Source organism: Kitasatospora sp. NPDC097643 (genome assembly GCF_040302625.1).
Taxonomy (GTDB): Bacteria; Actinomycetota; Actinomycetes; order Streptomycetales; family Streptomycetaceae; genus Kitasatospora.
Genome location: NZ_JBEOSA010000014.1, coordinates 23,516 through 46,746, shown reverse-complemented (window position 1 = coordinate 46,746; position 23,231 = coordinate 23,516). Strand labels below are relative to the sequence as shown.

Here is a 23,231-nt window from a genome sequence, read left to right as displayed (position 1 = left end):
GTCCGGAACCTCCCCCGTACGGGCACGTCCGGCCGTGCCCGGTCGCCTCGGTTCGCGCCCGTCCGCACCGGCGGGGCGTCTATGCTGGCGGCCGTGATCGAGCTCCCCGGCTTCGCCGTCCTGCTGGCCCGTCTGCTGGACCACCGGGGCCTGGCGCCCGCCGAGCTGGCCCGGCGGGCGGGGGCCGCCGAGCCCGAGGTGGCCGCGGTCCTCGCCGGCGCCGCGCCCGAACCCGCGCTGCTGCGCCGGCTCGCGCCCGCCCTCGGCCTGGACGCCGCCGACCTCTTCGAGTTCGCCGCCCTCCCGCTGCCGGAGGACCTCGCCCCGGCCGGTGGCATGGCCACCACCTCGATCACCGGTCTGGTGCGGCTCGTCCTCGCGCTGCCGCCCGCGTCCCGGGCCGAACTCCGGGCCGGCGTCGCCGAGTTGCCGTCCACACGGCACCGCGGGCGGATCGAGGGCCTGCCCGCCGCCCGGCCGGACCGGCGCACGCCGGGGAACCTGCTGATGCGGATGGTCGCCACCCGCAACCTCGGCTGGAACGGCACGGCGAAGGTCGTCCAGCTGCTGACCGGCCGTTCCCGGATGGCCACCGTCTACGGCCGGATCGCCTCCGGCGAGGCCGAGTTGACCCCGGAGCTGGTCGCCGACCTCGCCACCGTGCTGGCCGTGCCCGCGGCGGACCTCGCCGCGGTCCTCGGCCTCCCGCTGCCGGCGGACGCCCCGGCGCCGGGCGGGGCCGTCACCGACGCCGCCCTGCTGCTCCGGGACCTCCGGCGGCTGGGCGTCGAGCAGTTGCGCGAGGCCGAGGACCTCGCCCGGGCCCTGCCGCCGGCCTGAGACGGGCGCATCGCGGCAAGTCAGGTGCAAGTGCCCTGCAACCGGGCTCCGAAGACTGGTGTCATGACTTCGAGCAACTCCTCCGATGCCACCACCGTCCACCACTACACCCGCGAAATGGCGATGATCCACCAGGTGTTCCGCCGCGAGTCGCGCCTGCTGGCCGAACTCGTCCAGGAGGTGCGCCCCGGCGACACCGAGCGTTCCCGGATCCTCGCCGAGCACTGGCGGCAGTACGCCGTCGGCCTGCACGCCCACCACACCGGCGAGGACGAGATGCTCTGGCCGGTGCTGCTGCCCCACCTGGACCTCGACGCCGAGCAGGTCCTGGCGATGGAGGCGCAGCACCACGGGCTCAGCGCCGGGATCGAGGAGGTCCGGGGGCTCGTGGAGCGGTGGGAGTCCCGTGCCCTGACCGAGGACCGAGACGAGCTCGTCGCGGCCCTGCACCGGCACCACCGGCAGCTGTGCGCCCATCTCGACGAGGAGGAGCGGGAGGTCATGCCGCTGGTCGCGCTGCACGTGAACGAGAAGCAGTGGCAGGCGGTGGGGGAGCGGGGCCTCGCCGAGACGCCCAAGAACCGGCTGATGATCGCCCTGGGCGCCATCCTGGAGGACAGCTCGCCCGAGGAGCGCCGGGAGTTCTTCACCCGGCTGCCCCTTCCGGCCCGGGTGCTGTGGCGGCTCTTCGGGCAGCGGCAGTACCGCCGCGAGACCGACCGGATCCGCGGCCGGCGCACCGCCGCCTGATGGGCCGTCCCCGTCCCACCCCCTCCCGTCCCACCCCCTCCCGTCCCACCCCCGCCGTCCCGACCGAGGAACTCCCACCGATGCGCATCGGATTCTCCGTGCCCCAGTTCGGCCCGTTCGCCGACCCCGATCGCAGCGCCGCGATGTGCACGGCGCTGGAAGCACTGGGCTGCCACAGCCTCTGGGTGGGCGACCGGCTCCTGTCGCCGCTCACGCCCCCCGACGGCTACGCGAGCGGGGGGCCGATGCCCGTCCGGTACGGCACCCACCTCGACCCGCTGCTCGCCCTGGGCCTGGCGGCCTCGGTCACGGAACGGGTGCGGCTGGGCAGCAGCACGCTCAACGTCCTGTGGCAGCCGCCCCTGGTGCTCGCCCGGGCGCTGACCACCCTCGACCTGATCAGCCGGGGGCGGCTGGACGTGGGCATCGGGCTGGGCTGGATGCGGGAGGAGTACCAGGCCACCGGGGTGCCCTGGCAGGGCCGCGGCGCCCGGCTGGAGGAGACCCTCGACGTCCTGGACGCCGTGTGGTGCGGTGATCCGGTCGTCCACACCGGCCGGCTGTGGACGATCCCCGAGTCGACCGTGCTCCCCAAACCCCGCCAGGGCCCGAGGCCGCCGATCCTGCTGGGCGGCTTCACCCCGCCCGCCCTGGAGCGGGTCGGCAGGCGGGCGGACGGCTGGCTCGCCGCCTCGATGCCGGTGCCCTACCTCGACGGTCTCTGGGCGGTCGCCGTCGAGGCCGCCGAGCGGGCGGGGCGGGACCCGGCGGGCCTGCGCCGGGTGTTCCGGGTGAACCCCGAGGTCACCACGGTGGAGGCGGATTCCTCGGAGATCCACCACCGTGGGACGGTGCGCCAGATCTGCGACCACCTCAGGGTGATGTGCGGGTCGGCGACGGACGAGGTGCTGGTGGACCTTCAGCTGACGACCGATTCGCCCGAGGAGTTCCTCGACCTGGCCGCGGCCTTCACGGCCGAACTGACCGGACCGTGACAGTTGCCGCTACGCGGGCGTCGGCGGCAGCCCGTCCAAGGCCGTCCGTGCGGCGTCCGCCCACAGCGGGGAGTCCCAGGCGGCCGCCACCCGCGCGGCTTCGAGGTAGTGGCCCCGGGCCCGGTCGGGGCGGTCCAGGAACCGGGCGAGGTCGCCCAGGGTCTGTGCGACGGGCCGGAAGACGATGCTGAGGCTGCTCGCCCCGCCCGGGGAGGACTCCAGGGGGAGCAGGTCCCGGTAGACCTCGGCGGCCGCCTCCCGGTCCTCCAGGGCGATGGCGGCCGCGCCGCGCAGCCCGGTCAGGATGAGGAAGGCGAAGTCACGCCGCAGCGGCGCGCGCCGGCCGAACACCTCCCGGGCCTCGTCGGGCCGGCCGGCGGCCAGCAGCGCGAGAGCGGTGAGGGACTCGTTGACCGGCTGGTACTGCTCCCACACCGCGAGCAGCATCGGCAGCACCTCGGCCAGCCGGCCCTGCTGGAGCCGGATGCACCCGACGGCCAGCGCCGCCAGCCCGTCGAGGTCCACCGCTCCCCGGGCGCGCAGCTCCGCCACCCCCGCCCCCAACGCCTGCTCGGCCTCCTCGAAACGACCCCGAGCCATGGCGAGCATGGGATCGCGCAGCCTCGCCACCGCGAACGCGCCCTGGAGCTCGTAGGTGCGGGCGATCCCGTCCGCCTGGACCAGGCACCGCTCCATCTCGGCCGGGTCGTTGTGGGCGGCGGCGATCCGGGCGGCGATGTAGGACGTCATCCAGGCGTACTCGGGGCTGTCCTGGGAGGCGGCCACCTCGGCCAGTTCCCGGTGGAGTTCCGCGTAGGCGGCGGGTTCGAGTTCGCCGTCGACCCGGCGCAGCAGCGAGGTGAGCGTCAGGCCCCGCAGCCGGGGCTCGCCCACCCTGCGGGCGAGTTCTACGGCCTCGCGGGAGACGGCCACGGCGCCGGGGTCGATGTCGTCGAGCGCGTCGGCCAGCTGGTCGAGGAGCAGGCACCGCTGCCGGTCGGATGCCGCCGGGCTCTCCAACAGCGTCCTGAGCTCCTCGACGGCCTCGGTGTCGAAGCTCGCGTACGCGCGCACGCGCCAGGGCGTCGGTTCGGTCCACGTCGTGTAGGCGGCGGTCAGCAGGTCGTCCCGGCCCTCGGCACGGGCCACCCGGACGGCCTGCTGCTGCGCCTCGCGGGCCGGCACCACGGCCCCCATCCGGATCCGGCAGTCCACCAGTTGTCCCAGCAGCGACACCCGCAACAGGGTGGCGTCCTGGTCGGCGAAGGCGGCCGGATGATCGGCGAGGAGGCCGAGGGCCGAGGTCAGCAGGGCCTCGGCGTTCCGGGGGGCGTAGCGGCGCACCGCCTGCTCGCACGCCAGCCGGGCGTGGTGGACCGCGGGTCCGGCGTCGGCGGTCATCACCGTCGCCGCCTGTAGGAGGTGGTGGGCCGTGGCGGCGACGTCGTCCGAGCCGAGCGCGATCAGGCTCCGGCCCAGGCGGGAATGCATCCGGGCCAGGCGCAGCCGGGTGAGGTCGTCCTCCAGGGCGTCCCGCACGAGGGCGTGGGTGAAGCGCACCGTGCCCGGGCGGGGCTCGGTGAGCAGCCCGGCGGTGACACCCGCGTCCAGGGCGTCGAGGAGCTGCTCGGCATCGCAGTCGGCGGCGTGGACCAGGAGGGCCACCGCGGCCTCGCGTCCGGCCACGGCCGCCAGCCGCAACCCGGCCGTGACGGTCGGCGCGAGCAGGGCGAGGCGCCGCCGCAGGACGTCCTGGACCCCCTGCGGCACGCGGGCCAGCGCCTGCTGCTCGCCCTCACCGGCCATCAGCAGCGAACTCTCGTGCAGGTAGAAGGGGTTGCCCCCGGCCCGTTCGGCGAGCGCCGCCGCGGCGTGCTCGCTCATACCGGCCGCGCCGCGCCGCAGCAGCTCCTTCGCCTGGGCGTCCGACAGTCCGCCGATCGCCAGCCGGACGGGCGAGCAGGCGGCCAGGCGGGCCAGCGCCCCGGTCAGGTCCCCCTCGCCGGTGCGGTACGAGCCCACCAGGAGCAGCGGGACGTCCCGCAACTGCTCGGCGCAGAGCAGGAACAGCTCGATGCTCTCCTGGTCGCCCCGGTGCAGGTCGTCCAGCACGATCGCCAGGGGCCGCCGCTCGGCCGTCTCGCGGAGCCAACCCAGCAGCGCCCGGTGCAGGCGGAAGCGCCGGGCGGGGCTGCCGTCCGGCTGCTCGGTGTCGCTCGTGGTGCCCGGCGCCAGCAGCGGGGCGAGCTCACCGGCGTACGGGCCCGGTGGCGCGGCCTGCGCGAGGGCCGGCAGCATGTCGAACCAGGCCCGGCCGGGCGGGGCGCCGTCGGTCTCCGGGCAGTTCCCGGTGCCGACCAGCCAGCCCTGCTGCGGCAGTTGGCGGACGGCGGCCTCCAGGAGGCTCGACTTGCCGATGCCGGCCTCGCCGGTGACCAGGACCACCTGGGCCCGGCCGGCCCGGGAGCGGTCCGCCGCGGCGGCGAGCCGGGACAGCTCCTCGTCACGGCCCAGGAGCCGACCGGGCGTGAGCACCGTGGGCGTACGGCGGTCGACCGTCACCATCGGACCGCGCACCGCCTTGGCGGGCGCTTCGGTCGTCCGAGCCGCGGCGGGTGTCCCGGTCGCCCGGTGGAGCACGTCCAGGCGCTGGTGCAGCAGGGCCTGTTCCAGTTCCAGCAGCGCGGGCCCGGGCTCGACGCCGAGCTCCTCGTCGAGGACGTGGCGGGCCCGCCGCAGTGCGGCCAGGGCCTCCCCCTGGCGGTCCCGGGCCCACAGGGCCAGGGCCAGCAGCCGCCAGCCCTCCTCGTGCAACGGCTGCTCCCGGGTCAGCGTGCCCGCGTCGTCGAGGGCCTGGGCGACCTGCCCGCAGCCCAGCCGAGCCGCGGCCAGCCGTTCGCGGGCGGTGCGGTGCACCTCCTCCAACCGGGCGCGCTCACCGGCCGTCCACGGCTCGTCGGAGAACTCCGCGTACGGCTGCCCGCCCCAGGAGGCGAGCGCCTCGGCCAGGCCCTCGGCGGCGACCCGGGCGGGCAACCCCGCCTCCGAACACGCCGCCACCCGGCTCTCGAACGCCCAGGCGTCCACCGCGTCCTGCTCGACGGCGAGGGCGTAGCCGTAGGGCGCGCTGACCAGCAGCCGCGCGGGCGTGCGCGGTGCCCGTTCCGGTTCGAGGACGCGCCGCAGACGCGCGACGTAGGCCTGGAGCGATCCCTGCGCACTCGACGGGACACGGGTCGGCCACAGCCGCTCGATGATCCGCTCCGTGGGCACGACGGCCCCACGGGCGAGCAGCAGTTGGACCAGCACCATTCGGGCGAGCCGACCACCGGTGTCGACCGGGCGGCCGTCGACCTCGACCCGGAACGAGCCGAGCACCTTCCATACGATCATGACAAGGACATCATAGGAGCACGGGACGGCGGCCACGGACGGCAGGATGTGCTGTTCCTGTCCCGCGTTGGGCCCGGCCGCCACGTGGTGATGCCGAGTCATGACCGCGAGCCTCGCATGAGGATCCGGGCGAGGACCGGCCCGCTCGGGGGCCGCACCTCCGGGGTTCGTCCGGGGTGCGGCCCCGAGGGCTTGTCAGGCCGGGGGTGTGCCGTTGGGCCAGACGCAGGGGGAGCTGACCCGGAGGGTGAGGTCGTGGCTCGTGTCGGCGACCCCGTCCAGGGTGGCGAGGAAGCCGTCCTGGTTCTTCAGCCGGACCCAGTCGTTGTGGGCGCCGGCCGGATCCTCCACCGGCTGGAAGCCCTGGCCGGTCAGGAAGGTCCGGAAGGCGTTCACCGTCTCGGCCTTGGGTGCGGACGGGACGTCACCGAAGTCGTATCCCCGGCGGGTCTGCGTCCTGCCGTGCGGGCCGACGTCGTTGGCCTCGCACTCCAGGTCGCTGAAGGCGCCCAGGCTGTTCGCCGGCTTGACGGGCAGTTTGGCCAGGATGGCGGCGAGGTCGTCGTCGATCTGCTTCTTGGCCTGGTCCAGCGTGATCGTGGGCTTGGACCGCTCCTGCACGGTGCTCGCGCCGCAGGCGTTCAGCGCCAGGACGGTGACCGCCAGCACGGCGGTGGCGGTGGCCCGCCGGATCAGGAGGGTGGGTTCGGTGGTGCTCACTGGTAGACCGGCTTTCCGGCGATGATCCGCCCCATGGCGGGCAGGGTGGGTGAGTCGTCGTTCCAGTAGTCGGAGTGCCCGCCCTCGGGATTGGTGGGCAGGACCTGGGCGCCGAACTGGGGGACGGTGGTCTGTCGGCCGTGGATCAGGTGGTGGTCGCCGTCGCCGAAGCCCCAGGAGGACTTGACGTTGTCGACGAAGTTGTCCGCCATCCCGCCCGGGTCGACGGCGGCGGCCCAGCCGATCGCGTCGGCCTGGCTCTGCGCCGCGTACACGTGGTTCGGGTCGATGCGGAGGTCCTTGGCGTGCTCGACGCCGGTGCCGGGGCTGGCGATGAGGACCACGTTGTCGACCGGAAGGCCCTTGTCCCGCATGGCGTACCCCACGGTCGTGGTGCCGTAGCTGTGGGCGAGGACGGTGTTGTTCCCGATCTTCCCGTCGTGCGTGGCGTGCAGCCCGACCTCGAAGTTGTGCAGCTTGTCCTCCGCGTTCTTCGCGTACGAGTCGTCCGCGGCCTCGGGGATGATCGACTGCGGTGCGTCGTAGCCGACCCAGGTGATCGACGAGGTGGTGCTCTTGTCCCCCGCCTTGCGGTTGGCGTCGTTGGCCGACTGGACCATCAGGTCCGAGCGGTTGATGTCACTGTTGATGCTGCCGAGCCGCGCGCCGGTGCCGGGGACGTAGGTCGACACGTTGTTGGCGGTGTCGGGGTTGTTGACCGCGATGATCGCGTGGCCCTTGCCGTTGGTGTCGAAGCCCAGCAGGAAGGTGGGCGGGTGCTGGTCGTCGACCGGGGCGCCCAGCCGCTTCTCGATGGCCGTGATGCCGTTCATCTTGTCGGTGAGCTCGTCGTGCGCGGCCTTCCACTTGGTGTACGCGGGGTTCGGCATGATCTCCCGGCCCATCTGGATGGTCGGCTTCGGCGCGGGGCCGAGGCCGTCGAGCTGGCGCTGGACGTCCTGCTTGCCGCGCTGGAGGTTGATCTGGTTGGCCTCGTTCCGGGCGACCGCGGGGACGCCGTCGAGGTTGCCGATCTGGTCGGGGTGGTTGAGGATCATCCGGTGCTGCTGCTCGTCGGTCAGGCTGTTCCACCAGCCCTTGACGCTGTTCGGGTCGGTGCCGGCGGCGGGGACCGTTTCGAGCGCGTTCGCGGCGGCCAGGTCGGTCTTCGCCGTGGCGGAGTCGAGTCCGGTGCCGTTGCTCGCGTTGCTGGCCAGGTGGGCGAGCCGGGCGCTGATGGTCTGGTCCGCGTGGTCGGCCTCGGTGAGCGCGGCCGTGATCCGGCTGCTGATCTGGTGGGCCAGCGACTCGGCGTCCTTGCCGGCGAAGTTGGCGGAGTTGGGGTCGTTGTCCCAGGTGATCCCGCCGTCGGCGGCGACGGTCAGCTTGTGCGTCTTGGCGTCGTCGAGGGCGCTGATCAGGTGCGCCTGGGCGGCGGCGAAGCCCTCGGAGGCGTCGTTCAGGGCCCTGCTGACCAGGCCGATCTCCTGCTGGGCCGCCTGGAGCTCGTTCTCCAGGAGCTGGATCCTGGCCTGGGCGTGACTGGCGGCGGTCCCGGTCCACTGCGAGTGGTTCAGCCGGTCGACGACCTCGTGCTGCCAGTTCTCGACGTGCTGGCCGAAGGCGGTGGCCAGGGTGTCGAAGGCGGTCTTCGCGGTGATGAGGTTGATGAAGTCGGCGTCGTGGAGGGTCTTGATGTCCATCGCTTACTCGGCCGCCTTCGCGCTGCGGGGCTTCACGGGGCCCGGGACGACGGCCGTGCCGAAGGGGTCCGGCTCGCTCGGGATCGGTGCGGAGGGGTTCCGCATGCTCCCGTGGATGTCCTTCTCGACCTGGCGGTAGTAGGCGGCCGAGGTGGCGAGCTTGCCGCCGACGTCGGTCATGTCGCCGCCGAGCTTGTCCAGCAGCGTCTTCCAGTTGGTGCCGCAGTCGCGTACCGCGGCGGCGGTGAGGAAGCCCTGCAAGCCGCCGGCGGCCTGGCTGCACGGATCGGTGATCTTCGAGGTCTCGCCCGGGATGAGACCACCGATGTGCTGGGCGCTCTGTCCGCAGCCGTCCAGTTCGGCCGGGTTGACCTTGAACTCCAAGGCCAGGTCAGGATCTGCCATGCTTCCCCCATGCGTCCGGACCCGGAGTCTCCGGGTCCGTGATCGTCGTAGCTGCCGGGCATGCTAACGGATCCTCGACGGGGGAAATCCGGGGGATGTGTGCGGGCGCGGTACGGATCCCACCGTCCGTACCGCGCCCGGGAGTCCGCCGGGTACGGTCAGCGGCGGAGCGGCCCTTCGCAGGTGTAGTCGGCGGTGCCGGCCCGGCCGGTGGACCAGACGTCGACCTTGCCGAAGGTGCAGTTCATGTCGTTGAGGTTGTTGGCCCCGGGGACGTTCTTGGTGCGGGTCAGGATGAAGTAGTCGACGGTGTCGGACATGTCCTTGAAGACCTGGTCCGGGTCGGTGGAGTCGGCGAGGTTGGCGGTGATGCGGCCGGTGCAGATGAAGCGCATCGGCTTGTTGTCCCAGTCGCCGTTGTCCTTGCAGACCGGCGTGGACTGGGTGGCCCTGGTGATGGCGGCCTGGACCTCGGACGGCCAGGCGTAGTCGAGCGAGCCGTTCTGGACGAAGGAGGTGCTGGGGACGTAGAGGCCGTCGAGGTCCTTGATCTGCTCGTCGAGGAAGGCGAAGTACTCCTGCTGGAGGGCGGCGTCGGCGCCGAGGCGGTCGCGCCAGGCGTCGAAGCCGGCCGGGTCGTCGGCGCGCTGGTAGCCGTACATCTCGCGCAGCAGGGAGGGGTGGTCGTCCCAGAGGAACTCGAAGAAGGTGCCGGCGTAGTTGTAGAAGTGGAAGGCCGGGGCGTCGTCGTAACTGGCGTGCAGGAGCTGGGCGATGGTCATCCGGGGGATGCCGGCGGCCTCGTCGGAGGCGAGCTTGCGGACCAGCGACTTGCGCACCAGGATGCCCTGGTCGCGCGTCGAGCCGTCGAAGAACTCGGCCGTCCCCTCGTCCATCGCGGTGGTCTTGTCCTTGGCGTACCAGCGCGGGTCGCCGAAGTAACCGGGCACCGCCCAGCGGCCGTTGAGGTAGTGCACGTACTCGTGGCGGAACAGTTCCTCGAGGGTGAGCGTGGAGTCCTGCGGGACGCGGCGCTGGTAGGTGTAGAAGGTGGAGCCGCGCTCGATGTAGATGCCGCCGTTGTTGGTGGCGTAGCCGGTGAGGATCGGGTGGTAGACCTCGTAGTCGGCGCGCGAGGCGTACAGGTGGATGTGCAGGGTGGCGTTGGTGTCGCCGGCGAGCGGCTGGTCGGTGCCGAGGACGCGGAAGTACTGGCTCTTGACCTGCTTGCTGGCGTAGTACATCTGGTCGACGGTGGCCTTGTCGAGGGCGGTGCGGACCTCGATGGCGCCGTTGTCGTAGCGGTAGGTGTTGGGGAACAGCTTGTTCTCCAGGTCGGCGACGCAGACGCCGAACTGCTGGCAGACGCCGTAGGTGTTGGCCCAGCCGATCGCCTTGGCCCAGGGGTCGGACCACTCGCCGAAGGTGGCCCTGGTGGTGTCGATGAGCGGTCCGAGGTCGGCGACGGCGGCGTCGTGCAGGGCCGGGACCTGGCCGAAGCGGCCGTACTCGCCGACGGCGTCGCGGGCGGCCCAGGCGTTGCGGGTGCCCTTGAGGTGGCCCCAGGAGGCGTACGCGCGGAAGGCGGCGCGGTAGTCGGCGTCGGCGGCGACGGCGCTGAGGAAGGCCGGGTCCTGGTTGTTGATGCCCAGGTAGTTGAGGTTGAGCGCCTGGAGGACGGCGTTGCCCCAGGCGCCGCTGTCGGCGAGGGCGGTGCCGGGGGCGAGCACACCGAGGATGCGGCGGGCGAGGCCGAGGTTGTGCTGGCGCAGGCCGTCGGCGCCGGCGGTGATGGTGGCCTCGCGCAGGATGTTGGCGGCGAGGTCGGTGCGGTCGAAGGCGTGCGCGCTGCCGGTGTAGACGGTGACGGCCTGCTGGATCGCGGCGAGCGTGGCCGGGTCGGCGACGTTCAGCTCGTGGTGGCTGAAGGCGTGGTAGACGGTGGCGTGCAGGTACGTCCACAGCTCGTAGAGGTGCGAGGAGCCGCTGCCGTCGTCGCCGGCGGACAGCTGGACGATCCGCTGAGCGACGGCCTGGACGTGGGCGTTGTCCATGCTGGTGGCGAAGCGGGCGTCCCAGGTCCAGATGACGGAGCGCAGGCAGCCGTCGGCGGTGACGGCCGGGTCGGTGAGGAAGGCGACGAGCTGGTCGGCGCCGAGGCCGGTCATGCCGTCGACGGTGCAGGGCACGCCCGCGGCCGTGGTGGGCGCGACGGCGGTGCCGGTGGTGACGGCGAGCTGGCCGGCGGTGGGGGCGGGGGCGCCCACGTGGTCGGGGAGCAGGCCGGGTATCGGCGTGGCGCCGAGGGAGCCGCCGCCGGGGGCGGGCGCGGGGGCGCCGGGCTTGGCGGCGTCGGCGCCGAGGTGGTCGGCGTCGTCGTAGGCGGTGCGCTGGTCGGGGTCTGCGGTGGGTGCGGGCACGGGTGCGGGGGCCGGTGCGGAGGGGGCGGACGTCGTGGTGGGGGTCAAGGCCTGGGCACTCTGCAGGGTGGGCAGCGTGAGCGTGGTGGCCATCGCGGCGGCGAGCAGAACTCGCTTGGCAACGCGGGAAGTTGACACCGATTCTCCTGGAGGGGGAAGTGGCAGGGCGGTGTGAATGGGGGAAATGGGGGAATTTGAATGACAGGGCCATGCCAGAGCAGTCCCAGTGGCCGTAACATAGCAATGTGAAATTGCACTCGACAAGGGGGTGAACACAGTTGACCCCCACTCGGTTCGAGCGCTGTTCCCGGGATACCCTGCGGGGGTAAACGGTGCGGGCGGCGTGATCGGTCGGGAGGTGGGCGACGGTGGAGAGGCGGCGACCGCGCGTCCGCAGGCTGCTGCTCCTCGCCGCCCTGCTGCTCGGCATCGTGACGATGCACACGCTCGGCCACCCGGCCGGTGGACACGAGGGGCGGCACGGTTCCGCCCCCATGGCGGCCCGGCAGCTCGACCGCATGGTTGTCGGCAACGACCGAATGGCGATCGGCCACGACCACGCGGTTGTCGGCGACGCCCGCACGGTGATCCGTGACCTCGCTCCCGCCGCCGGCGGGATGGACCCGATGGCCGTCTGCCTCGCCGTCCTCGCCGGCTGGACCCTGGTCCTCCTCGTCGCCCGCCAGCTGCTGCGCCGCAGCGGTGACCCCGCCGCCGCCGTCCGCGCACGTCTGCTGCGCGCCGTCCGGGCGCTGCCACCGCCCCTGGGCGGACGGATACTCCTCACCCGGCTGTCGGTGCTGCGTCAGTAGGCGCGCGCCCGCCGTCCCGTGCCCGCGCACATGTCCGCGCACGGAACGGCCGACGCGACGTCCGACCCACACCCACACCACCGCACGAGGTGCACTCCGTCATGCGCACACCCACCCGTCGTACCGTGCTCGGCGCGGCACTCGCCGCCGCCGGCACCGGCCTGCTCACCGCCTGCTCCGACTCCATGAAGGGCATGGACCACGCCGCCATGGGCCACGGCGGCGACAGCGGCAGCAACAGCCCGACTGCCGCCGCCACCGGCGCCGCGACCCCGGGCGGCTACCTCGCCCCCAACGGCCCCGAGGTCGCCGCCGCCGAGGCGAAGCGCAACCCCGGCCCGGAGCGCAAGGTCGCGCTCACCGCCACCGAGACCACCCTGGACCTCGGCGGCCGCACCGTCCGCAGCTGGGCGTACGGCGACCGGCTGCCCGGCCAGGAGGTCCGCGCCACCGTCGGCGACACGCTCGCCGTCACCCTCGCCAACCATCTGCCGCAGCCCACCTCGCTGCACTGGCACGGCCTGGCGCTGCGCAACGACATGGACGGCGTCCCGGGCCTCACCCAGGCCGCCGTCAAGGCCGGCGCCTCCTTCGACTACCGCTTCGCGCTCACCCACCCCGGCACGTACTGGCTCCACCCGCACACGGGCGTCCAGCAGGACCGCGGCCTGTACGCGCCGCTGATCGTCGAGGACCCGAAGGAGCCGCTGCGCTACGACAAGGAGTGGGTCGTCGTCCTGGACGACTGGGTGGACGGCGTCGACGGCAGCACCCCGGATGCGGTGCTCGCCGAACTCGCCAAGGGCATGGGCGGGATGGGCGGCCACGACATGTCGGGGATGGGCGGCACCGGCGGCATGGGTGGCATGGGTGGCCACGACATGCCCGGGATGGGCGGAATGCCCAGTGCAGCCGGCACGCCCGGTGCCCAGAGCGGCCCGGCCCGGATGCTGATGGGCGCGACCAGTGCCCTGCTCGGCGGCGACGCCGGGGACGTCGCCCACCCGTTCCACCTGGTCAACGGCCGGCTCGCGACCGCCCCCGAGACCTTCACCGCCAAGCCCGGCGACCGCATCCGGATCCGGCTGATCAACGCGGGCGGCGACACCGCCTACCGGGTCGCCCTCGGCGGCCACGAGCTGACCGTCTCCCACACCGACGGCTTCCCGGTCGAGCCCGCCACCACCCAGGCCCTGTTGCTCGGCATGGGCGAGCGCTACGACGTCCTGGTCACCGCCAAGGACGGCGTCTTCCCGCTGACCGCGCTCGCCGAGGGCAAGAACGCCTCCGCGCTCGCCCTGCTGCGCACCGGCGGCGGCACCGCGCCCGACGCCGCCACCCGCCCCGCCGAACTGGACGGACGGCTGCTCGGTGCGGCGCAGCTCAAGGCCGACCCGAGCGTGCGGCTGCCCGCCAGGGCCCCGGACCGGACGGTGAAGCTGGAGCTCACCGGCGGCATGGCGAAGGCCGACTGGGCGTTCAACGGCCGCAAGTACGACCCCGCGCAGCGCTACCCGGTGGCGGCGGGGGAGCGGGTGCGGCTGGAGTTCCGGAACGCGACCGCCATGTGGCACCCCGTGCACCTGCACGGCCACAGCTTCGCGCTGGCCGGCGACGGCCCCCGCAAGGACACCGCGATCGTGCTGCCGGGCGCGACCCTGGCCGTCGACTTCGACGCCGACAACCCGGGCCTGTGGATGGTGCACTGCCACAACGTGTACCACGCGGAGACGGGCATGATGACCGTCCTCGGCTACCGGGCCTGACCGGGCGGCGGTGCGGCGCCGGGCCGGGGGACGCCCCCCCGGCCCGGTGCCACCAACCCCGCCGCGACCATGACGTTTTCTTAACGCGGCCCGATGACGTGCTCTTAACGCCGGTCGCATAGCCTGGCGCACTGCCGTCGCCCGACGGCGCATTCACGGGGTCTTCAATCAAGAGGTGCAAGGTGGTTTCGTCGGGTTCGACGGAGACGGCGGAGAGGACGGAGCAGCCGGTCGCGGCGTCGCCGTCGGCGCGAATACGCCTCCGCAGCTGGCTGCTGGCGGACATGTCCGCCAGCAAGACCGAACCGCACGGGGGTGCGGACGCGGGCGCGGATTCGGGGGAGTCCGGCGGCCACGAGGGCCAGCGCTGGTGGCGGGTGATGTGCCTGACCGGCCTGGACTACTTCTCGACCCTCGGCTACCAGCCGGGTATCGCCGCCCTCGCGGCCGGCGTGCTGTCGCCGATCGCGACGATCGTGCTGGTCCTGGTGACCCTGCTCGGCGCGCTGCCGGTCTACCGGCGGGTCGCCCAGGAGAGCCCGCACGGCGAGGGCTCGATCTCGATGCTGGAGCGGCTGCTGTCGTTCTGGAAGGGCAAGCTGTTCGTCCTCGCGCTGCTCGGCTTCGCGGCGACGGACTTCATCATCACCATCACGCTGTCCGCCGCCGACGCGAGCGCGCACCTGGTGGAGAACCCGCACCTGACCAGCGTCCTCGGCGGCAAGCAGGTGCTGATCACGCTGATCCTGGTCGCACTGCTCGGCGGCGTCTTCCTGAAGGGCTTCAGCGAGGCGATCGGCATGGCCGTCGCCCTGGTCGGGGTCTACCTGGCGCTGAACGTGGTCGTGGTGGCCGTCGGCATCTGGAAGATCATCCAGGCCCCGCACGTGGTCACCGACTGGACCGACGCGCTGACCGCCCAGCACGGCAACCCGGTCATGATGGTCGGCGTGGCGCTGCTGGTCTTCCCCAAGCTGGCGCTCGGCATGTCCGGCTTCGAGACCGGCGTCGCCGTGATGCCGCACATCCAGGGCGGCCCCGAGGACACCGAGGCGAACCCGGCCGGCCGCATCCGCGGCACCCGCAAGCTGCTCACCACCGCCGCCGTGATCATGAGCGTCTTCCTGATCGCCACCAGCTTCATCACCACCCTGCTGATCCCGGCCAAGGAGTTCGAGACCGGCGGCGACGCCAACGGCCGCGCCCTCGCCTACCTCGCCCACGAGTACCTGGGCGGCGCCTTCGGCAGCGTCTACGACCTCTCCACCATCGCCATCCTCTGGTTCGCCGGCGCCTCCGCCATGGCGGGCATGCTCAACCTGCTGCCGCGCTACCTGCCGCGCTACGGCATGGCGCCGCACTGGGCGCGCGCCGTCCGGCCGATGGTGATCGTGCTCACCCTGGTCGGCTTCCTGATCACCTGGATCTTCAACGCCGACGTCGACGCCCAGGGCGGCGCCTACGCGACCGGCGTGCTGGTGCTGATGAGCTCGGCGGCGATCGCCGTGACCATCGCCGCCCACAAGGCCGGGCAGCGCGGCTGGACCGTCGCCTTCGCGATCATCGCGGCGGTCTTCCTCTACACCACCGGGCTGAACGTCACCGAGCGGCCGGACGGCCTCAAGATCGGCGCCTGCTTCATCGCCGGCATCATCCTGGTGTCGCTGCTCTCCCGGCTCCGGCGCGCCTTCGAGCTGCGCGTCACCGACGTCGAGCTGGACTCCGTCGCCGAGCGCTTCGTCCGTGACTACAACCACCGCCCGATCCGGCTGATCGCCAACGAGCCCAGCAACCGCGACGTCGCCGAGTACCGCGACAAGACCCGGCAGATCCGCACCGACAACGACATCCCGGCCGAGGACGACCTGGTGTTCGTCGAGGTCACCGTCCGCGACCCGTCCGACTTCGAGGCCAAGCTCACCGTCCACGGCGAGGTGCTGCACGGCCGCTACCGGGTGCTGACGCTGGAGGGCTCGTCCATCTCCAACGCGATCGCGGCGCTCGCGCTGACCGTCCGGGACCGGACCGGGCAGATCCCGCACGTCTACTTCGAGTGGACGGAGGGCAACCCGTTCGCCCAGTTCCTGCGCTTCTTCCTGTTCGGGCAGGGCGACGTCGCCCCGGTCACCCGCGAGGTGCTGCGCGAGGCGGAGCCGGACCGCTCCCGCCGCCCGCGCATCCACGTCGGCTGATCCTCCGACCCCGTCGGCCCGCCCGGTCAGCAGGACCGGGCGGGCCGACGGCGTTCCCGGGGTTCAGTCGTCGCCGGATTCTGCGGCGACCCGGTGCCGGTCAGCGGACGATGTGGGCGTTCTCCCAGTGGCGGTCGAAGTACTCCTTGAAGTACTTCGCCGCCTCCGGGCCCTCGATCCGCATCCCCTGCACCCGGGGGCCGACGGTGAAGGCGAGGAAGACCGCGCGGTCGTCCAGGATGGCCAGACTCATCAGGTCCGTGCCGATGGACCAGCTGACTTCCCTGATCTCGTAGCGGGTGAGGTCGCGGGTGTTGGCGCGGTGCCGGGCCGTCCAGTCCGAGAACTCGGCGGACGAACCGGAACAGAACAGCCGCCGCACCGAGCCGCCATCCCGGGCCCAGACCAGCACCCGCTGGAAGTAGTCGGCGAACTCCTGGGTCGACCGGCTGAACTCGTCCGGGGTGCCGGTCCGGACGTACCAGGTGTCGAGGTTGCGCACCCCGCGCTGGAGGTAGGCGCTCAGCGCCCCGTAGAAGTCGGCGGCCGTCGGGTAGTGCTCGATCCGCGCCGGCGCCGACCGGTCGATGCTCTCGCGGAGTTGCCGGAGCTCCCTGCGCAGCCCGGTCAGCTCCTTCTTCGACGCCCTCAGCGGGACCAGCGCCCGCATGATCACGTAGATGGCGAGGAACAGGAACGGCATCTGCCACGCCAGCGGGACTTCCAGGACGCCCGCCACGGTCGACCCGACGATCACGACCACGCACAGCGCGGTGACCGCCCGGTGGTCCCATTCCGCGAATTCCTCTTCCGACTCCTCGACGCTCTGACTGCCGGGCATGGCTGCTCCTGCTCCTCGTGACGGCGAACGCGCGCTGCGGATAAGGGGCTTGACACCGCGAAAGGGTAGGGGTGCCGCCGGGCACGGCGGAAGCACGGGTACGTCCTGGTTCTGTCACACCGCCTTCCCGCCCCATGACGTGCCACCGCCCGCGGGCCTTCTCGGGGCGCGCGGGCGGCGGGGGTGGGGCGGAGCAGCGGGCTCAGGTGGGGATGCGGAGCACCTGGCCGGGCTGGATGAGGTCGGGGTCGTCCCCGACGGCGGTGCGGTTGAGCGCGTAGAGGGCGGGCCAGCCGCCGGGGACGCGCAGGGTGTCGGCGAGGTCGGCCAGGGTGTCGCCCTCGCGGACCCGCCACTCGCCGTCGCCCAGAAGGGTCGCGGACGGCGGCGGCAGCACGGCGTCGTGGTCGCGAGCGTGGTCGCGGGCGTGGTCGCGGGCCCGCTCGTGGCCACGGTCGTGGTCGTGGTCGTGGTCGTGGCCGCGGTCGTGGTCGCGGGTGGCGCGGGCGCCGCACACCGGCCAGGGGGAGAGGCCGCGACGCTCGGCGAGGTGCTGGGCGACGGCGATCTGCTGCTCGCGGCTGGCCAGGTCGGCGCGCGGGGCGTAGGCGAGGCCGCCGTTCTCCCGCCAGGTCGGGTTGTCGAACTGGAGGCCGCCGAAGTAGCCGTTGCCGGTGTTGACGTGCCAGTTGCCGCTGCTCTCGCAGGCCGCCACGTTCTCCCAGTCGTACCTCCCGCCGGGGTCGGCCCCGGTGCTACCGCCCGGCGGTGCGGCCTGGGCCGCGGGGGCGGCGAGCGCCACGGCGAGGGCGCACAGGGCGGTGGGTACCAGGCGGCGGAGACAAGCGGTGGGAGGCATCGGCGGCTCTCAGGTCCGGGGACAGGGACGTACGCCGTCCGGAGACGGCGCACTCCCACCGACGCACGTTCGACGGGGAGCGCGGCCGTCGACACGTCCGACAGGTCACCCGCACGGCCGCCCGGCACCACCCCGGTGGCCCGCGGCCGTTCGGCCGTAGCGGCCGAACGGGTCCGTCCGCTGTTCGCGCCTCCTAGAGTGGGCGCCATGACTGATGATCTGGACACCCCGCGCGCCGTGGCCGACCTGGGCGTGATCGGCGGATCGGGGCTGTACGCGCTGTTGGACGACGTGACCGAGGTACGGGTCGACACGCCGTACGGGCCGCCGAGCGACGCGCTGTTCCTCGGCGAGGTCGCCGGCCGGCGGGTCGCCTTCCTGCCCCGGCACGGACGCGGGCACGGCCTGCCGCCGCACCGGATCAACTACCGGGCCAACCTGTGGGCCCTGCACTCGCTCGGCGTGCGGCAGGTGCTCGGCCCCTGCGCGGTCGGTGGGCTGCAACCCGCGTACGGGCCGGGCACCCTGCTCGTCCCGGACCAGTTCGTCGACCGGACCTCGGGCCGGGTGCAGACCTATTACGACGGGCTGCCGCTGCCCGACGGCACGGTGCCCGAGGTGGTGCACGTCTCGATGGCCGACCCGTACTGCCCGGCCGGGCGGCGGGTGGCCCTGGACGCCGCCCGCGACGCGGCCTGGGAACCGGTCGACGGCGGCACCCTGGTGGTGATCGAGGGCCCGCGCTTCTCCACCCGCGCCGAATCCCGCTGGTACGGCGGCAACGGCTGGTCGGTGGTCGGCATGACCGGCCACCCGGAGGCCGTCCTCGCCCGCGAACTCGGCCTCTGCTACACCTCCCTGGCCCTGGTCACCGACCTCGACGCCGGCGTCGAAACCGGCGAGGGCGTCACCCACACCGAGGTCCTGAAGGTCTTCGCGGGCAACGTCGACCGCCTGCGCACCGTCCTCTTCAAGGCCCTGGAGAGCCTCCCCACCACCCGCGACTGCGTCTGCTCCCACGCCCTCGACGGCCTCACCACCGGCCTCCCGGGCGTCTGAGCCCACTCGCAGGCCGGCCCCGGCCGGGTGTGGCCGTAGTCAGCCGGTGGGAGGCGCGGGAAGTCGGATCTGCCGACTTCCCGCGCCGCTCGGCTTGCTCTGGTCCAGATCCATGACTATCCGCGATGCCAGCTGATCGGGCACGGCACCACAGGTCCGTGGACACCTCGCGTAGGGCACGGCACGGCTGCCCGGCAGATGACGGCGCCGGATGGGAACCACACTTGCCACGCCACGTCGTTGCCCTGCTCCAACTGTTCCCGAGCAGAGGCTCCGCGGGTCGGCAGGGAGACATGGTCCGCGGCCTCTGCGCCAACCGTGCTCCACTCCTCGACCAACCAGTCAACGGCCTGCTTCGGGTACTCGAAAGTCTCGTGCGGCCGGGCCGACTTGAGAAGCCAGTGGTGCACCATGAACGGTGGCCGGTCGTCGAGCTTGAACAGCAGGACCGGCCGCTTCCTGTCGGCGATGCTCGGGTGCGTCGGATCGAAATGTGGATGCTCGGGCCGTCGTCCCTCATCGGTGATCAATTCCGCACCTCGGCCGGACCATCGGTAGCCGTGAATGTGGTGACTCATGCAGTGCCTTACCCTCATGGGGAGGAGGCTCCGTTGCTCCCACTGCGATTGGGAGCAACGGAGCCTCTGTTCTCGTCGGGCTACGACCGTGGCGGCGCGGATGTCACAGGGACAGGCCGCGCCGCTCGGCCCAGCCGAGGGCGAAGGCGTCCAACTCATCGCCGGTCATACGCAGTTCGGGGCTCTCCAGGCCCCGGCCCGTGAGCTTGTTGTCCTTGACGGAGAACGCGTTGTCCGTCAGCACGGTGATCTCCACACACCCGTCGGTGCACGGGCCACCGCAGAACGCGGTCCGCTCGGCGCCGGGAACCGGCTTCAGGTCGTAGAGCCCGAGATCAGTCGCCATGACCATCCCTTCTTTGACTCTCTGGTGCGAGGACCTCCCCCGCACCGCACCCGTCATGAGACGGGCGGGAGTTGAGAACCGCCGTACGCCGTCGCATCCTCAAAGGCGTTGTTGGCGGTGTCTCAGAAGATAGGGAGACTCCGGGCGGCGACTCCACAGGGTTGCACCCGGTTGCACAGGTTCACCCGCGAGAGTTACGGGCCTTGAGGATGAGCTCGCGCGCGGCTCCGCCGTAGACCGCGACCCTCGCGAGATCGGCGAAGGCCCGCAGATAGGTGCCGATTTCTCCCGGTGCGGTCACGTTGATCTCGGCTGTGAGTGTTTCGACGGCAACAAGCTCGCTGTCGAAGGCATAGAAGGCTTCGAGAGGCCAGACTGTGCGGCGCGCCCGGAAGGGGATCACTCCGAGCGATACGTTCGGGCGAGCCATGACGTCAAGCAGATGATCAAGCTGGTCGGCCATGTCCTCGTCGTCGCAAACCGCGTAGTAGAGAACAGCTTCTTCCATCAACAACGCGAACTGATGGTCGCCCTCGACCATGACCCGCGACCTGTTAAGGCGTGCTTGAACGGCCTTCCCGACATCATCGGGAGTGCCCTGGAAGGCGGTGATCGACTTCAACAAGCCCGTTGCATAAGGGCCGGTCTGCGTCATGCCGGGCATGAGATTCGAGGCATAGACGCGGAACCGCCGCGTGCGCTGGTAGAGCGGCGTCGTTGTCTGGTGGACGCGCGTCATGCCGTTGCGGTGGAGATCACGCCACCGCGTGTACATCGATTCTGCGGTGCGTGAGGCGGCGATCAGATCGGGGGCACGTTCCGGCACGCCACAGGCAGTGCACCAGGCGCGGATGTCCTCGTCGGATGGCATGGTGATGCCACGCGCGATCCGCGACGACTTCGACTTGTGCCATCCGCACTCGTCGGCCAGTTCCAGCCCAGTCTTGCCGGCATCCCTTCTGATCTGATCGAGCTGATCAGCGATTGCCTTCCGTGCGGCCTGTGCACTGGAGAGAGGAGAGGAAGACATTGACCGATCGACTGTGCTCGCAGGGCTTAGATGGTGAACTTCTCGTGCGGAACCGCCCGTTCCCAGACGGCATCGAAGGCTGCCGCGCAACGCGCTGCAACCGTGGGGTCCGAGGTTTCGTCGGTATGGACCCAGCGACCATCGCCGTCAAAGATGTTGAACTGCACGAGCTTCCCGTCGAACAACCAGAAGTCGTTTCCAGGAAGCGCAAGATCGCTCGCATGGCGTCTTGGCAACCAGCGGACCTCCTCGCCACCGGCCACGTTCGTGAACGTGAAGGAGTGCTCGTAGCGGATGTATTCGCTCGCGGGCTCGGAGACGATTCGGGCACGCCGGACGACGACACCCCTGGCGGTGACCTCTTGGACCAGATCGAGCCATGGCCGCCACCAGCTAGCCCGATTCATCGGGTCGAGGCGGCGACCGTCCTTCCATGCCTGGAAGCCTTCGGCCTCGTTGTCGACCGAGTACACGTCTCTCAGCTCCAGGTGGAGCGCCGACTGCTCCGTAGTGCGGATGAGGTCGGCAAAACTATTCAAGCTCTGCGACATTCAGTGCCTCCCTGAGTAGGTTCGCCATACGCCTGGGCACACGTACCACCGCCTCGTGATCGGGGATCGGGCCGGTAGCGAGAACCTGGGCCTCGGTTTCGGCATCGATCCTTCAACCCTGGATGACGAAATCGGAGGTTTCTTCGTCGATGAAGACGGCTGGTGACCCGTGATCGCCTGACTTGTCATCCTTGCCGATGAACCGTAGCGGCATGTGATCCTCCCTATCGGGCCGGCTGTGCCCGGCTGTACAAGCCGTGGTGGTAGCCATCGCGCCGCGCGCCGCCACTGGCTGTCACCATTTCAGTGGACTTGGGTAACCGAATGGCCGGGTCTGGTAGTGCCGTTCTCTGCCGGTGGGATCTTCTCGTTGGCCAGCGGATGAGTAACGCCGAGCACGAGGGCACGGTGATCAGGACGTCGCTCTGCTACCACTGAAATCCCCACCCTGGTAGCACAGTTGGCCCAGCGTGAGCGCCGGGCCGGGCGCCCGCCAGCGGGCAGTGGCGGCCGGGTCGGCGGGACTGTCGGTGGCGGCTGGCATCATCGGGGTCGTCGCGATCACCGAACCGACTCACCGACCGGAGGCCAGGGTTGTCCTCGCTGTACGACTTCGCCACCTGGGAGCCGCTGCTGCGACTGCTGCGGACCGCCCACGCGGAACGCCTGGCCGCGCCGGGCGGGTTCGTGGCGGGGAGCATCGGCCGCGGCTGGTCGAGCGTGGTGACGCGGGCGTCCGGCAGGCGGGAGGAGTTCGACGCGATCGAGCGCGTGCGGGAGGCGTTGACGGCGGCCGGGGTGGACGACGTCTCGTTCGTCGTGGAGATCCCGCCGAGCGGGAAGGCGGTGCTGCACGTCTTCGACCCCGGCCCGGCCGTCGACGCCCCGCTCGGCAACGCGCATCCGGGCGCGCTGACGCTGGTGGAGGGCGCCGTCCCCGAGCCCTGGCGTCGGCTGCCCGAGCCGTCGCCGGGCGCGCGGCCGGCCCCGTCGGTGGACCTGGCGCTGCTGGAGCGGACGCTGCGCGAGCGGATACCCGAGGCGATCGGCGCCACCGAGGCGGAGATCGCGGCCGCGGAGGAGCGCCTGGGCGTCGCGCTGCCGGAGGAGTTGAAGGTGCTCTACCGGGTGACCCGGGCGCGCTGGGAGGACTGGGGCGAGGACTACGACGTCGCGGACCGCGTTTTCGACGCCGTCGGATTCGAACTGGGCTCCCTGGACCGCCTTGCGGTGGGCGACAAGTGGCGTCCGTCGTTCCGCTGGGAGCAGGCGGCGACGAAGGCGGTGCAGACCCTGCCCGACGCGGCGGTGCAGGACCTGGTCGACTCACCGGGCTGGATCGTCATCGGCGACTCCGGCGGGGGCGACCGCGTCGCCGTCGACCTGACGCCGGGCCCGCGCGGCCACCTCGGGCAGATCATCGTGCTCGACCACGAACAGAGCATCGGCGCCTGCCTGTTCGCCGAATCCCTCACCGAGCTGGTGACGGGCCCGGAGCGGGACTGGTACGGCGGACACCGTCGGGACAAGCCGCCGGTGACGGCCATGATCCACCACCAGGCGCTGCGGAGCGTCGAGGCCGTGGCCCATCCGGACCTGGAGGTGCTCCAGTTCGGGGTGTGGGACGAGGAGCCGTTCAGCCTCGCCCCCGTCCTCGGCCTGCCCCGCCTGCGCACCCTGACCGCCTACCCCGGCACGCTCGCCGACCCGCTGGAGATCGGCCGGCTGACCGGCCTGGAGTTCCTGCAACTCCCGCCGGCGGACTGGCGGGTGCTGCTCGACGTCGGCGCCGTCCCGCGCAGCCTGGCCGCGGCGGCGATCACGACGCGCGGGGACGAGGACCCGCGCCTGGTGTACGCGCTGGCCAACGAACTCCTCGCGCTCCGGGACCGCCCGCCGGTCACCGAGACCCTCATCGAGGGCGAGCTCGGGCCGCTGCCCGCATGAGGCCGCTGCCGTAAATTGCGGTGC

General features: G+C 71.9%; 19 protein-coding genes. 8 read left to right on the top strand and 11 right to left on the bottom strand.

The window, feature by feature from the left end:
- Positions 1-93: 93 nt before the first annotated feature.
- The 3 genes from ABTY15_RS12330 (at position 94) to ABTY15_RS12320 (ending at position 2,585) form a co-directional block, all read left to right on the top strand.
- On the top strand, positions 94-840 hold the full coding sequence (locus ABTY15_RS12330) for a helix-turn-helix domain-containing protein (RefSeq protein ID WP_350580707.1): 747 nt from the start codon (positions 94-96) through the stop codon (positions 838-840).
- 63 nt (positions 841-903) lie between these two features.
- Positions 904-1,590: a hemerythrin domain-containing protein gene (locus ABTY15_RS12325; RefSeq protein WP_350580704.1), complete on the top strand. Its 687-nt coding sequence runs from the start codon at positions 904-906 to the stop codon at positions 1,588-1,590.
- A gap of 80 nt (positions 1,591-1,670) precedes the next feature.
- Positions 1,671-2,585: a TIGR03619 family F420-dependent LLM class oxidoreductase gene (locus ABTY15_RS12320; protein WP_350580701.1), complete on the top strand. Its 915-nt coding sequence runs from the start codon at positions 1,671-1,673 to the stop codon at positions 2,583-2,585.
- 9 nt (positions 2,586-2,594) lie between these two features.
- Here ABTY15_RS12320 and ABTY15_RS12315 read toward each other — a convergent pair whose 3' ends face one another.
- From ABTY15_RS12315 to ABTY15_RS12295, 5 genes are all read right to left on the bottom strand, one after another.
- On the bottom strand, positions 2,595-5,978 hold the full coding sequence (locus ABTY15_RS12315; RefSeq protein WP_350580697.1) for an ATP-binding protein: 3,384 nt from the start codon (positions 5,976-5,978) through the stop codon (positions 2,595-2,597).
- A gap of 195 nt (positions 5,979-6,173) precedes the next feature.
- Positions 6,174-6,698 (bottom strand): hypothetical protein, encoded by a 525-nt coding sequence (locus ABTY15_RS12310; protein WP_350580694.1) that lies wholly within the window; start codon positions 6,696-6,698, stop codon positions 6,174-6,176.
- On the bottom strand, positions 6,695-8,401 hold the full coding sequence (locus tag ABTY15_RS12305; RefSeq protein ID WP_350580689.1) for an alpha/beta hydrolase: 1,707 nt from the start codon (positions 8,399-8,401) through the stop codon (positions 6,695-6,697). The genes ABTY15_RS12310 and ABTY15_RS12305 overlap by 4 nt, the downstream gene beginning before the upstream one ends.
- A gap of 3 nt (positions 8,402-8,404) precedes the next feature.
- Positions 8,405-8,806, bottom strand: a complete 402-nt coding sequence (locus ABTY15_RS12300) for a hypothetical protein (RefSeq protein ID WP_350580685.1) — start codon at positions 8,804-8,806, stop codon at positions 8,405-8,407.
- A 158-nt stretch (positions 8,807-8,964) separates the two neighbouring features.
- The gene (locus ABTY15_RS12295) at positions 8,965-11,364 is read right to left on the bottom strand and encodes a collagenase (protein WP_350580683.1); all 2,400 of its coding nucleotides are present in this window, start codon (positions 11,362-11,364) and stop codon (positions 8,965-8,967) included.
- Positions 11,365-11,594: 230 nt separating this feature from the next.
- Here ABTY15_RS12295 and ABTY15_RS12290 point away from each other — a divergent pair, with 230 nt between their 5' ends.
- The 3 genes from ABTY15_RS12290 (at position 11,595) to ABTY15_RS12280 (ending at position 15,996) form a co-directional block, all read left to right on the top strand.
- Positions 11,595-12,038 carry a DUF6153 family protein gene (locus ABTY15_RS12290; RefSeq protein WP_350580680.1) on the top strand — a complete coding sequence of 148 codons (444 nt, stop codon included), beginning with the start codon at positions 11,595-11,597 and terminating at the stop codon, positions 12,036-12,038.
- Positions 12,039-12,139: 101 nt separating this feature from the next.
- Positions 12,140-13,804: a multicopper oxidase family protein gene (locus tag ABTY15_RS12285; RefSeq protein ID WP_350580677.1), complete on the top strand. Its 1,665-nt coding sequence runs from the start codon at positions 12,140-12,142 to the stop codon at positions 13,802-13,804.
- A gap of 284 nt (positions 13,805-14,088) precedes the next feature.
- Positions 14,089-15,996 (top strand): APC family permease, encoded by a 1,908-nt coding sequence (locus ABTY15_RS12280; RefSeq protein WP_350580674.1) that lies wholly within the window; start codon positions 14,089-14,091, stop codon positions 15,994-15,996.
- A 100-nt stretch (positions 15,997-16,096) separates the two neighbouring features.
- Here the strand turns inward: ABTY15_RS12280 and ABTY15_RS12275 are convergent, their stop codons facing one another.
- Both ABTY15_RS12275 and ABTY15_RS12270 read right to left on the bottom strand, forming a co-directional pair.
- Entirely contained in the window at positions 16,097-16,837 is a 741-nt protein-coding gene (locus ABTY15_RS12275; protein WP_350580671.1) for a hypothetical protein, read from the bottom strand.
- Positions 16,838-17,039: 202 nt separating this feature from the next.
- Entirely contained in the window at positions 17,040-17,696 is a 657-nt protein-coding gene (locus ABTY15_RS12270) for a transglycosylase family protein (RefSeq protein ID WP_350580666.1), read from the bottom strand.
- A 207-nt stretch (positions 17,697-17,903) separates the two neighbouring features.
- Between ABTY15_RS12270 and ABTY15_RS12265 the strand changes: the two genes are divergently transcribed.
- Positions 17,904-18,755 carry an S-methyl-5'-thioadenosine phosphorylase gene (locus tag ABTY15_RS12265; protein WP_350580663.1) on the top strand — a complete coding sequence of 284 codons (852 nt, stop codon included), beginning with the start codon at positions 17,904-17,906 and terminating at the stop codon, positions 18,753-18,755.
- 116 nt (positions 18,756-18,871) lie between these two features.
- Here the strand turns inward: ABTY15_RS12265 and ABTY15_RS12260 are convergent, their stop codons facing one another.
- The 4 genes from ABTY15_RS12260 to ABTY15_RS12245 form a co-directional block, all read right to left on the bottom strand.
- Positions 18,872-19,285 carry a hypothetical protein gene (locus ABTY15_RS12260; RefSeq protein WP_350580661.1) on the bottom strand — a complete coding sequence of 138 codons (414 nt, stop codon included), beginning with the start codon at positions 19,283-19,285 and terminating at the stop codon, positions 18,872-18,874.
- A 151-nt stretch (positions 19,286-19,436) separates the two neighbouring features.
- Complete coding sequence (locus ABTY15_RS12255) at positions 19,437-19,679, bottom strand: DUF397 domain-containing protein (RefSeq protein WP_350580658.1); 243 nt, start codon at positions 19,677-19,679, stop codon at positions 19,437-19,439.
- A 181-nt stretch (positions 19,680-19,860) separates the two neighbouring features.
- Positions 19,861-20,709: a helix-turn-helix domain-containing protein gene (locus ABTY15_RS12250; protein WP_350580656.1), complete on the bottom strand. Its 849-nt coding sequence runs from the start codon at positions 20,707-20,709 to the stop codon at positions 19,861-19,863.
- 26 nt (positions 20,710-20,735) lie between these two features.
- Positions 20,736-21,260 (bottom strand): DUF6879 family protein, encoded by a 525-nt coding sequence (locus ABTY15_RS12245; RefSeq protein WP_350580653.1) that lies wholly within the window; start codon positions 21,258-21,260, stop codon positions 20,736-20,738.
- A gap of 594 nt (positions 21,261-21,854) precedes the next feature.
- Between ABTY15_RS12245 and ABTY15_RS12240 the strand changes: the two genes are divergently transcribed.
- Positions 21,855-23,207 carry an SMI1/KNR4 family protein gene (locus ABTY15_RS12240; protein WP_350580648.1) on the top strand — a complete coding sequence of 451 codons (1,353 nt, stop codon included), beginning with the start codon at positions 21,855-21,857 and terminating at the stop codon, positions 23,205-23,207.
- Positions 23,208-23,231 lie beyond the last annotated feature (24 nt).

What these genes read in the sequence shown, in the direction of transcription:
- ABTY15_RS12305 (WP_350580689.1), bottom strand. Translation starts at nt 8,401, where the DNA reads ATGGACATCAAGACCCTCCACGACGCCGACTTCATCAACCTCATCACC.
- ABTY15_RS12285 (WP_350580677.1), top strand. Translation starts at nt 12,140, where the DNA reads ATGCGCACACCCACCCGTCGTACCGTGCTCGGCGCGGCACTCGCCGCC.
- ABTY15_RS12300 (WP_350580685.1), bottom strand. Translation starts at nt 8,806, where the DNA reads ATGGCAGATCCTGACCTGGCCTTGGAGTTCAAGGTCAACCCGGCCGAA.
- ABTY15_RS12315 (WP_350580697.1), bottom strand. Translation starts at nt 5,978, where the DNA reads ATGATCGTATGGAAGGTGCTCGGCTCGTTCCGGGTCGAGGTCGACGGC.
- ABTY15_RS12265 (WP_350580663.1), top strand. Translation starts at nt 17,904, where the DNA reads ATGACTGATGATCTGGACACCCCGCGCGCCGTGGCCGACCTGGGCGTG.
- ABTY15_RS12320 (WP_350580701.1), top strand. Translation starts at nt 1,671, where the DNA reads ATGCGCATCGGATTCTCCGTGCCCCAGTTCGGCCCGTTCGCCGACCCC.
- ABTY15_RS12250 (WP_350580656.1), bottom strand. Translation starts at nt 20,709, where the DNA reads ATGTCTTCCTCTCCTCTCTCCAGTGCACAGGCCGCACGGAAGGCAATC.
- ABTY15_RS12270 (WP_350580666.1), bottom strand. Translation starts at nt 17,696, where the DNA reads ATGCCTCCCACCGCTTGTCTCCGCCGCCTGGTACCCACCGCCCTGTGC.
- ABTY15_RS12280 (WP_350580674.1), top strand. Translation starts at nt 14,089, where the DNA reads ATGTCCGCCAGCAAGACCGAACCGCACGGGGGTGCGGACGCGGGCGCG.
- ABTY15_RS12245 (WP_350580653.1), bottom strand. Translation starts at nt 21,260, where the DNA reads ATGTCGCAGAGCTTGAATAGTTTTGCCGACCTCATCCGCACTACGGAG.
- ABTY15_RS12275 (WP_350580671.1), bottom strand. Translation starts at nt 16,837, where the DNA reads ATGCCCGGCAGTCAGAGCGTCGAGGAGTCGGAAGAGGAATTCGCGGAA.
- ABTY15_RS12325 (WP_350580704.1), top strand. Translation starts at nt 904, where the DNA reads ATGACTTCGAGCAACTCCTCCGATGCCACCACCGTCCACCACTACACC.
- ABTY15_RS12255 (WP_350580658.1), bottom strand. Translation starts at nt 19,679, where the DNA reads ATGGCGACTGATCTCGGGCTCTACGACCTGAAGCCGGTTCCCGGCGCC.